This window comes from uncultured Paraglaciecola sp., assembly GCF_913020055.1.
Classification (GTDB): Bacteria; Pseudomonadota; Gammaproteobacteria; order Enterobacterales; family Alteromonadaceae; genus Paraglaciecola.
In genome coordinates this window covers 1-11,319 of record NZ_CAJWCF010000048.1, presented here as the reverse complement: position 1 = coordinate 11,319, position 11,319 = coordinate 1, and the positions used below count along the sequence as shown (strand labels likewise).

Genomic DNA, 11,319 nt, shown 5'->3' with positions numbered 1-11,319 from the left:
AACGGCTTGTTACGTATTCAGTTCAAATAACTGGCCCTTCCCTGTTGAGTGCTATTCAAACAATGCAATACACTGGTTAGATAAATATAAAAAAAATATCAATTAACGGCAGAGGAATAAATAATGGAAAGACGCGATTTTATTAAAATCGGCGGTGTGGGCATGGGGGCGTTAATGTTGCCTTTATCAGGCATCGCTATTTCAGCAGATCAAATGTTAGATAAACCCATGGATGTGGCCTACAAAAAGAAGCTAGCAGACATTGCTCTTAACGCCGCCAAAGCGGCAGGGGCCAGTTATGCAGATGCACGTATAGGTCGCTACCTAAACCAATTTGTTACTACCCGTGAAACACGAGTAGATAATATTGTGAATACCGAATCAGCGGGTATAGGTGTACGAGTGATTGCCAATGGTACTTGGGGATTTGCTTCTACTTCAAATATGACTCCAGACAGTGTGGCTAAAACGGCTAAACAAGCGGTTGCTGTAGCCAAAGCCAATTCAAAGTTCCAAACATCACCGGTAAAACTCGCACCAGTAAAAGGTGTAGGTGACGTAAGCTGGCAAACGCCTATCAAGAAAAATGCTATGGAAGTGCCAATTAAAGACAAAGTAGACTTATTGTTGTCGGCGAATGATGCCGCTATGGCAAACGGTGCCAACTACATTACCTCTATTTTATTTTTGGTAAACGAACAAAAATATTTTGCTTCAACAGACGGCTCTTACATCGACCAAGATGTACATCGTTTATGGGCCCCGTTTTTTGCCACAGGCATAGGCGAAAATGGCTTCAAACAACGTAATGGTTTAGGTAATCCAGTCGGCATGGGCTTTGAATATTTAGACGGCCTTGAAAAAGACAAAATCAAAATCACTGGCGCTAACGTAGGTTATAACAACTCTTACGATATGGTCGAAGATGCAGCCGCAGCTGGTAAACAACTTAAGGCAAAACTTAAAGCTAAGTCAGTTGAACCAGGTAAATACGACTTAGTTTTAGATCCTGCTCACCTTATGTTGACCATTCACGAATCTGTTGGTCACCCCTTAGAACTAGACAGAGTATTAGGTTACGAAGCCAACTACGCTGGTACCAGTTTTGCAACCTTGGATAAATGGAAAAGCGGTAAATTTCAGTATGGCTCAGACAGAGTTAATTTGTTTGCTGACAAAACCCAACCTTATTCATTAGGCAATGTTGCTTATGATGATGAAGGGGTTAAAACCAAAGAATGGGACTTGGTCAAAGATGGGATCTTAGTTAACTATCAAGCCACGCGCGATCAAGTACATATGATCGACCAAACTGAATCACATGGCTGTTGTTACTCACAAAGCTGGCGTGATGTGCAATTTCAGCGCATGCCAAACGTATCATTAAAACCTAACGAAAAAGACATTTCTGCTGAAGACGTGATCAAAGATGTTGAGAAAGGCATTTATATTGCAGGTCGTGGTTCATTTTCTATTGACCAACAAAGATACAACTTCCAATTCGGTGGGCAGTTATTTTACGAAATTAAAGACGGCAAAATCGTCGACCAAATTGAAGACGTGGCCTATCAGTCCAACACCCAAGAATTCTGGAATAATTGTTCGCAATTAGCCGGTAAATCCGATTATCGAGTGGGTGGTTCGTTCTTTGATGGTAAAGGTCAACCTTCACAGGTTAGCGCGGTTTCTCATGGTTGTCCGACTACGAGATTCAACAACATTAACGTCATCAACACTGCGCGTAATGTGTAAGTCGGTAACCTATTAGAAGGAATTCAATTATGACTATTTTATCTGAACAAAAAGCCAAAGAGTTACTGACCAAAGTACTCAAATATTCTAAGGCTGATGAAATCGAATGTAACTTAGATGGCAGCATTGGCGGCAATATTCGTTATGCGAGAAATACTGTGTCTACTGCAGGCGAAGAAAGCGATCTAGTATTAGCTGTGCAATCTACATTCGGCAAACGTATGGGTGTGGCTACCATAAATGAATTTGACGATGCATCACTTGAGAAAGTGGTACGTCGCTCAGAAGAGCTAGCTAAATTGGCACCTGAGAACGCTGAACATATGCCAGTATTTGGTCCACAAAAATACGCACCATCCAAAACCTATTTTGAATCAACAGCCAATGTCTCACCTGAAAACAGAGCACAAGCTGCAGAAGACAGCATTGGCCCCTCTAAAAAGAACAAATTAGTGGCTGCTGGCTTTTTAGAAGAGTTTGTGACTTTTAGTGCGATCATCAATAACAAAGGTCTATTCGCCTATAACAAATCCACAGACGTCGACTTTTCGGTGACTATTCGTACTGAAGATGGAAAAGGTTCGGGTTGGGTTACACGTAATTTCAGTGACTATGATCTTTTAGATACGGCTAAAGCGTCAAGTATCGCAATCCAAAAGTCTCTAGGTTCGGTCGATGCAAAAGCCATGGAACCAGGTAAATACACAGTCATATTAGAACCCGCAGCTAGCGTGGGGCTACTAGGCAATATGGTTCGCAATTTTGCGCAAAGAGGCGCAGATGAAGGCCGCAGCTTTTTAAGCTACAAAGCCAAAGAGGGCGAAGACGCAGAAAAAGTACCTAAGAATAAACTGGGTGAAAAGATGTTTGATGAACGAGTCAACATCTACTCAGATCCGGCGCATCCCATCGCACCTACGGCTCCTTTTTCTGGTAACGGCTATCCGCTGACTCGCACCGATTGGATCAAAAATGGTGTGATAGCCAACATGCCAAACTCACCCTATTGGGCGAAGAAAACAGGTGTGCCTTATATGCCCAACGGCGATAACATCATCATGGAAGGTGGTGATGAATCCTTAGAAGATATGATTAAAAACACCCGTAGAGGGATTTTGGTCACGCGTCTTTGGTATATCCGTTCATTAGATCCACAAACCTTGCTTTACACAGGTTTAACCCGTGACGGCACTTTCTATATCGAAAATGGTAAAATTAAATATCCAATTAAAAACTTCCGCTTTAATGAAAGTCCAATTGTGATGTTAAACAATATAGAAGCGCTAGGTAAACCTGAACGTATCGACGGTAATATGATACCGCCGATGAAAATCAGAGACTTTACCTTTAGCAGTTTATCTGACGCGGTATAAACATCTCGCCACAGACTAACTAGTTTGTGGCTTTTTGTAAGAGTTTTATCTAAATGGATCGTCGTCACTTTATTCGCAGTAGCTGTGCAGTTGCCGTTTTCACGGCACTGCCATTTGCTGTGCACAGTCAAAATAGTGAATACGACTTTTACTTCACCCGCCTGAGTTACGAGTCAGGTAATTGGGAAGTAGATGAACGTATGCCCGCAAATGTGCTTAACTCGCTGATTGAATACACCAGTTTACGGGTGGATTTGCAGGAACGAGTGATACCACTGTCTGATCCCAGCATGTTAAGTGCGCCTTTTTGTTACATGGCCGGGCACAGGTTAGTGCAGTTTAACTTGCAAGAAAGACAAAACTTTCAACGTTACGTGGAAAACGGTGGTTTTGTTTTTGTCGACGATTGTAATCATGATATTGACGGCATGTTTGCCAAAACCTTTGAAGCACAAATGGCCGACATGTTTGGTCCAGAAGCATTAAAGAAGATCCCCAATGACCACCCATTATATTCATCTTTTTTTGAATTTGACGGGCCACCACGTACCTCGGTAGAACTAAATGGATGGGGTGACGATTTGGTGCATGGGTACCTCAAAGCGATTGAGATAAATGGCCGAATAGCGGTGTTATACAGCAATAAAGACCTTGGCTGTGAATGGGACTACGATTTTAGAAACAAACGTTGGTTGAAAGTTGATAACACCAAGTTTGCGGTAAACATTGTGATATATGCAATGACGGCTTAAATACTCACAGTTCAGCCCATATTTTCACTTTAACCATTAAGAGTAGCAATGAGTACAGAAAATTTATCCGAACGAGAAGTCCTCGTATTATTAGACAAGTTGACTCAGGTTGAGCACGAAGTAGGCAAAGTGATTGTGGGCCAAAAAGATGTCATCCAACAATTGTTGGTTAGCATGTTAGCGGGCGGGCATTGTTTGTTAGAAGGTGTGCCTGGATTAGCTAAAACGTTAATGGTCAGTGCCTTAACCGAGACCCTAGACTTAGGCTTCAAACGTGTGCAATTCACCCCTGATTTGATGCCCAGTGATATTATAGGCACCGAAATATTAGAAACCGATCATGACTCAGGCGACCGTTTTTTCAAATTTCAGCAAGGGCCTGTTTTCACTAACATTTTGTTGGCTGACGAAATCAACCGTACACCGCCTAAAACCCAAGCGGCACTGTTAGAAGCGATGCAAGAAAAGTGTATCAGTTACGCTGGAACGAGTTACACATTGCCGAAACCATTTTTTGTATTAGCCACACAAAATCCTGTTGAACAAGCAGGTACATACCCTTTGCCAGAGGCACAACTCGACCGTTTCTTAATGTTTATAAAAGTCGATTACCCCACTGAATTAGAAGAAATTGAAATTTTGCGCCGCACAACGGGCAATACACAAACTAAAATAAATGCAGTTTTAAATGCTGACGAAATTATCAGCTTGCAACATGTCGTAAGGGATATAGATATATCAGAACCGCTTTTGGTTTATATCAATCAACTGGCCCGCAATACACGACCTGGTAACAGTCAGTCATCAAGCGTTAATCAATATGTGCGCTGGGGTGCGGGACCACGTGCAGGTCAAGCTTTGGTGCTGTGTGCCAAAGCAAATGCGTTACTTTCGAAACGTTTTGCCGTCACTATGCAAGATATCAAACAGGTGGCGCATGGCGTATTAAGGCACAGATTGTTATTAAGCTTTCAGGCTGAAGCCCAGAGTATTTCTACCGATGATGTGGTTGATGGTTTATTAAAAGACTTAGCCGAGCCAGCCAGTCCCTTTGCTTCATCTGTTTAACCCCTGAGCCTACCGCCAATATGCAATCACTCATTGACCCACTTGTACTAGCCAGTATCAAAGATATGCCTTTGGTGGCTAAGACAGTTGCCCAAGGACTTTTACACGGCTTACACGGCAGTGTTCAGCGGGGCACAGGATTAGAGTTTAGCCAATATCGAGCTTATGAGCCTGGTGATGCTCTTGGCAATATTGATTGGAAGTTATTTGCCCGCTCAGACCGGTATTTTGTGCGTGAAGCAGAGCGCGAAAGCAACGTTAATATTTGGTTGGTGATAGATGCCAGTGCATCTATGTTGCAGCATTCATCTGAGTCTAATCAAGGCTGGCACAAGTTTGACTACGCTAAACATCTGTTAGCGACTATCGCTTACATTGCCCACAAACAAAGTGATGCTATTGGTTTATTAGGTCTATCCAGTGAAAGTCTACACTTTTTGCCGGCCTTAAGCGGTAAACAACACTGGCAAAAATTGCTGGTGCAACTGAATCAAATGTCTACTGGTTCGGTGTTCCCATCACCGCAAGTTTTACAACACCAGTTAAGCCACATGCAATCTAATAGTCTTATTTTTGTGCTCAGTGATTTTTACCAAAAAAACAATGAAATTGTCGACTTTATGCAGAACTTGATCGGTAAAAGAACCGAAGTCATAGCTATGCAATTAGAAAGTAATGATGAACTGACTTTTCCCTATAAAGGGCAAATACGTTTTGAAGACAGAGAGAGTAAACAACAAATATTAGTCTCGGCAGACGAGGCAAAAATAGACTACTTTGCGGCGAGACAAGCCTGGCAAGATTCGTTAAAAAAGACTTTTGGCCAGCTCAACATTCAACATTGTATTGCCAACATCGACCAACCGTTAGATAAAATGCTGCATCGTTTTTTAGCCGCTAGGCAAAAATTTAGATGAAGGTATGTTAAATATGCCATTCGCATTAGAAACCCCCTTAGCTATTCTGGGTTTGTTGTCATTGCTGATCCCACTTGGGATTCATTTATTAAGCAAAGCCCGCCCTCGTATTATAGCTTTTGCGCATATCGCTTTTATCAAAGTAAAAACCTCGCCCAGGTTACGTCAGCTCAGATTGACACAATTAGTGTTGCTGGCTTTGCGACTGTTTATGTTTTTACTGGCAACTCTGATACTAGCCCAAGTGTATTGGCAGAACTCAAACCAGCAGGTTAACTCACATGTATTAGTCACTGAAGACTGGTTGAATCACGCAACAGAAGAAGAGAAACAAGCACTAACAAACCAAGTCAATGACTCAAACTTAGTGCTTCTCAGTACAAAAAATCGCAACATTAATAAAATGGAATTAGCGCAATGGCCGACTAACAATCAGCAGATACCGACTCTTAATATTTGGAGTAAGGTGGCTGACTATTTAGCTGAACAATCAGCTGACTCAGCGATTTCTGTGTATACAACAAACAGTCTAAAGCAGTTTATTGGAAAACAAATACCGCTACCTGAACAAGTTAAATGGCATGTAAAAGAGATACCTGTAGAGGATATTACTAAGCCATATACAGCAAGTATAAAAGTGCTCTACGACGATTCCAGTTCGACATCATTAGTCTATTTACGCGCCGCATTCGAAGCGATTAATACTCATAATAATTTAAATATAAGTGTCAATTACGTCAGTTATGAAAAGTCAAATAATGAAAGTAGGCACTTACTTTCAGATGAGATAATTATAAACCTCAGCGAACAGCCTTTTGAACAATCAGTTCGTCCTTTTGACCCTCAATGGCAATCCACTTTTATTACTCAAGCAGAGCTTAACGATGTTAAACAAGTCGACTTCGTTTTAACCTTGGCTCAGTTATTATTTTCTTCACAAAGCCAAGTTTGGTGGTTACAAAACACTCGATTATCCACATCACAAATCATTCAGTCTTCATCAAACAGTGCGGTTCAAAAGACAGCAGTATATAAAAAAACATCCAGCAACATGGCTGACTCAACTTCATTACATATCTGGTTGGTTTTGATCTTGGTAAGCGTCTTTATTCTAGAAAGATTATTAAGCGAATGGCCTAATTCTCGAGTATCACCAGAGTTGGACCAATAATTGTTTAGTCATCCAACAACCCAGCACAAAACACTGGATAAGATTGTCATTCGCCTTAGGCGTAGATGGTTATTACAAAAACTCGCTTATACATTTTTGCTATTTTTGTGTGCTGGGCTGGCCACTCATTGGATGACTGAGTGGATCGTTCTGCCCATCATTGCCGTTGCAGCAACAACTGCTTTAGCTGCGCAGCTATTTTCGCAAAGCAAACAATATCAAAATATTACTGCGAACAAGGTGTTGTTGCATCTAAATCGACAATTCAGTGAATGTGAAGAAAGTGCCGAGTTAATATTGTTGCCTAGTAGCGGCCTAACAACCTTACAACAATTACAAAAAAATCGCGTTCAACCAAAAGTAGAAAGCTTATTATCAAAAGACATTAGCTCGCGTTTACCTAAATATTCATTCCAGCCAGCAACATTATTAAGCGCGGCTGTAGTCCTAATATTCATACTAATTAAACTGATACCTGCTGATTTTATTTCCCAAGTCGAACCAGCTAATACTGAATTGGTCAATCAAGCTCCAAAACCTACACTACCCATTAACCTAGTGACTAAAAGCATCACTGTCACTGCGCCCAGTTACACAGGTTTAGCGACAAGACAAACAACAGATTTGAACTTAGAATTGATTGCGGGCTCAACTGTGACTTGGCGACTGCAGTTCAGCGGATTTACTCAACAAAACGACTTATCAATACTACTGCCTAATAAACAACGAGTAGCCCTTATTCAACAAGCCGATGATTACTACTTAGCCAGTACAGTATTGAGTCAATCAGGTATTTACCACCTTTCTGCTGATGAAAAGATACTGGGAGAGATTCACACGATTGCTGTCATCGCTGATACCAAACCCACTATTCGTTTTGTCGAACCCACTCAAACTATTACCGAGTTGGCTAAAGATTCTATACCTAGACTACAAGCGATTGTTTCAATCGATGATGACTTTGGTTTAAGTCAGGTAGAAATTCTTGCTTCGATTGCCAGTGGTTCCGGCGAGGCGGTTAAGTTTCGTGATCAAACCTTTCAATTCGATTCCCGCTCTTCAGAGAAAGGCAAGACACTTTTCGTTAAAAACTGGGATTTAACCGAGCTAAATATGCAACCCGGTGACGAACTATATTTTAGTATTAGAGCATGGGATAACCGCCAACCCATTGCCCAGCAAAGTCGCTCTGCCAGTAAAATAATTCGCTGGCTTGAAGATGAGCAACAGGCGGTTTTAGCCGACGGTGCGTTAATAGACTTTATGCCTGAGTATTTTAAAAGCCAAAGACAAATTATTATAGAAACCAAAGAATTAATCGCTGATAAAAATAACCTGTCAAAAGATGAAATTAACCACATTTCTCGAGAATTAGGCGCAGCACAAAGTTTTCTTAAACAAAAATATGGGCAGTTTTTAGGTGATGAATTTGACAGTGGCACACCTCAGGCAATGGAGGCTGGCCCAGAGTTGGAACATGAAGAGCATAATGAAGATGATAAACATGCTGATGACGCAGAAAAACCAGCAGCAGAACATGAACACGAAGACTCTGAGCACGGCTCAGACGGCGCGGACAAATCAGGCTATAGCACAGTTATTTCACAGTTTGGGCATGCTCATGGTGAAGCCGATGACGGTAATTTTATTAAAAATGGTACTCCAAACCCCAAACTATTAATGAAGCGGGCGATTGCTAACATGTGGCAGGCTGAACTACATTTGTTACTTTCCCAGCCAGAACTAGCATTACCCTTTGAAAATCAAGCTTTAGAACTATTGAACCGAGCAAAAAAAGCCGAACGCATTTACGTTAAACGATTAGGTTTTGAACCGCCTCCGGTATCTGAAAAACGACGCTATCAAGGCGATCTAACCGACATACTAAGTTACCAGCGTAATGAAACAACAACTAAACAAAACACAGCTAAACAATTAGCCTTACTCACTATTCTAAATCAACACTTAGATAAGTCATTAAATAACACCTTAACAATTGAACAAACTAGCATACTCGAAAAAGTAAAAACCTATTTTTCAGAGCAACTATCTGTCACTCCTAAGGACATTACTTTTATCGCTACATTAGAGAAAATCCAATTAGAGGACTCTTTTAACCTAACTAATTGCGAAGACTGTATCAGTGAGTTACGTAAAAAATTGTGGCAAATACTGCCCCCACCTATCGCTGTTCCGACAACTAGGCAAACATCCTATTCACCACAGAACAAGATGTTGCAAAAATATCAGGCATTTTTACAACAACAGAAAAAGGACGTTCAACAGTGACTTTCTCACTAGGATTATTTGCCGCTTATCCCATTGCCGCAAGTTTAATGGTTTTGCTGGTAATAATTGTTTTAACTATCACTTGCTACTTTGCGGGTCAGCGACTAAAACACAAAAAGGCAAGGCTCGCAGGCGTGTTGCTGATGAATACTGTTGCCGCTTTGATGGTTGTGGGATTAGCCTTTGATATCCAAATAACCAGTAAGCAACCTTCAATGGTTTATCTGATTACTCATGGGGCGACTAATCAGCAATTAGAGAAAATAGACTCTCCGCAAGCTGTATTTGTTATGCGAGGGGCGGCTAAATCAGTGACTAATAGCCGTATATTTGATGTTGCTACGCAGATTGATGTTCCGTCACAAATATTATCCCACCAAGATACTATTGATAATTTGTTTGTCTTAGGTGACGGGCTTAACTCAAGCCAATGGCAAAATTTACAATTAGTTATGGGGGAAACATTCAATAATGTTTCAGTGAAGTTTTCAGCTTCGCAACCACGTTTAGGGCTAGTGGATATGTCTTGGCCAAGAGACTTGGCTGTAGGGCAATTTGTCGAAATTAAGGGGCAACTACAAGGCTCAGATGAGCCCCTTGAAACAAAAGTCATTTACCAATTACATTTGTTAGATCCTACAGGGAAAATCATCCAAACAACTAGGATTAAACCCTTTGAGCGTTTTGCTTTGAGCTTTCCGGCAAAAAGTATTGGCCAGTGGACCTATCGGCTACAACTCAATAAAAACAACGACTCTGAAGTGTTAACAGACGAACCCATCGCATTTTCAGTCACAAATCCAGCAAAGCTAAAAATACTAATAAAACAATCAAGTCCATCGTTTGAAACACGGCAATTAAAAAACTGGGCAGCAGAGTTCGGTAATCAGATAAGTGTCTTGACCCAAATCAGTCAAGACAAAGATATCCGGCAAAATATCAACCTAAGCGCAACAGATTTGGCCCAAATCACTTCACCCTTTATTGGTCAGGCGTTAGATAACTTTGATTGGTTAGTCATAGATGGACGCGCCTTATTGGCATTAAAAAAGCAACCAATGAGCGCCTTGCAAGCAGCCGTTAAAAAAGGTTTGGGGGTTTATATTATTGCCGATAATGATCTCATCAACGCATGGCCTGTGCCGGCAATGGACTGGCTATCGGATATTGAGATTAAACCACTAGATGTAGCGAATTATGCATCGATTCCCATTTGGCCACACAGCCAAATTGAACAGGTTATGCCATTAGTAAAAGCCAAGATCACAGCTGTTAAGTATACTCCACTGGTACAAAACAATGCCGCGCAAACACTGGTGTCTCTTAGCCATATCGGTTTGGGACAAGTGGCGGTATCACTTATCAATTCGACCTATGGCTGGCAAACAGCTGGGTTAACAGAACAATACAGTCACTATTGGCAGAGTGTCACTTATGCATTAGCCAGGCCCCAACAAACGCCTTATTGGTTAAATGCTGCCCCCGATTCACTCACTTTAGTTAATCAAGCTAAGCAAAGGTGTTTACTGGGTATAGGCGATTCAGGAGTGACTATGCATAATGCTAACCAGCAACCTTTACTATTGACTCACGACTTAGTGCAAACCGAACAACACTGCCTCACAGTGTGGCCAACAAGGAACGGTTGGCATAAGTTAACTTGGTCAGAAAACACTGAATTGGCTGAACCACAAAATGCCAAACAGTGGTCATTAGATAGCTGGTTTTATGCCTATGCTGAGCAAGACTGGTCAGTATGGCAACAAGCTCAAAATCATCAAGCTAGCGAAAACATAGCACAACACAAAGACACAAAACGGTTTGAAGAAGGCTCAGTGAAGCCCCTTGATAAAAGCTGGTTATGGGGGCTGCTGGTCTTGTCTATGAGTCTATTATGGTTAGAACGAAAGCTGTTTTAGAATTAATGGTATGGACCCTCTCCTCCCATAACGGCTTCAAATGAGCCAAGATAGTGGTTGTTAAAATCGACTATCAAA

Annotated in this window: 8 protein-coding genes; all 8 read left to right on the top strand. The window is 41.4% G+C overall.

Translation table 11 applies throughout. The features are described from left to right. The first annotated feature begins 123 nt into the window (after window positions 1-123). The 8 genes from QZ488_RS11765 to QZ488_RS11730 are packed head-to-tail and all read left to right on the top strand — an operon-like array spanning window position 124 to window position 11,241. Complete coding sequence (locus QZ488_RS11765; RefSeq protein ID WP_293748864.1) at window positions 124-1,752, top strand: TldD/PmbA family protein; 1,629 nt, start codon at window positions 124-126, stop codon at window positions 1,750-1,752. 29 nt (window positions 1,753-1,781) lie between these two features. Next, window positions 1,782-3,125 (top strand): TldD/PmbA family protein, encoded by a 1,344-nt coding sequence (locus tag QZ488_RS11760; RefSeq protein WP_293748863.1) that lies wholly within the window; start codon window positions 1,782-1,784, stop codon window positions 3,123-3,125. A 53-nt stretch (window positions 3,126-3,178) separates the two neighbouring features. After that, a complete protein-coding gene (locus tag QZ488_RS11755) occupies window positions 3,179-3,877 on the top strand; it encodes a DUF4159 domain-containing protein (protein ID WP_293748861.1) in 699 nt (232 codons plus the stop codon). A gap of 48 nt (window positions 3,878-3,925) precedes the next feature. Beyond that, window positions 3,926-4,945 (top strand): MoxR family ATPase, encoded by a 1,020-nt coding sequence (locus QZ488_RS11750; RefSeq protein ID WP_293748859.1) that lies wholly within the window; start codon window positions 3,926-3,928, stop codon window positions 4,943-4,945. A 20-nt stretch (window positions 4,946-4,965) separates the two neighbouring features. After that, window positions 4,966-5,862 (top strand): DUF58 domain-containing protein, encoded by an 897-nt coding sequence (locus tag QZ488_RS11745; RefSeq protein ID WP_293748857.1) that lies wholly within the window; start codon window positions 4,966-4,968, stop codon window positions 5,860-5,862. Window positions 5,863-5,875: 13 nt separating this feature from the next. Further along, the gene (locus tag QZ488_RS11740) at window positions 5,876-7,033 is read left to right on the top strand and encodes a BatA domain-containing protein (RefSeq protein WP_293748855.1); all 1,158 of its coding nucleotides are present in this window, start codon (window positions 5,876-5,878) and stop codon (window positions 7,031-7,033) included. Continuing rightward, window positions 7,034-9,322: a hypothetical protein gene (locus tag QZ488_RS11735; RefSeq protein ID WP_293748853.1), complete on the top strand. Its 2,289-nt coding sequence runs from the start codon at window positions 7,034-7,036 to the stop codon at window positions 9,320-9,322. It begins immediately after the preceding gene. Then, complete coding sequence (locus tag QZ488_RS11730; protein WP_293748851.1) at window positions 9,319-11,241, top strand: hypothetical protein; 1,923 nt, start codon at window positions 9,319-9,321, stop codon at window positions 11,239-11,241. The genes QZ488_RS11735 and QZ488_RS11730 overlap by 4 nt, the downstream gene beginning before the upstream one ends. The last annotated feature ends 78 nt before the right edge of the window (window positions 11,242-11,319 follow it).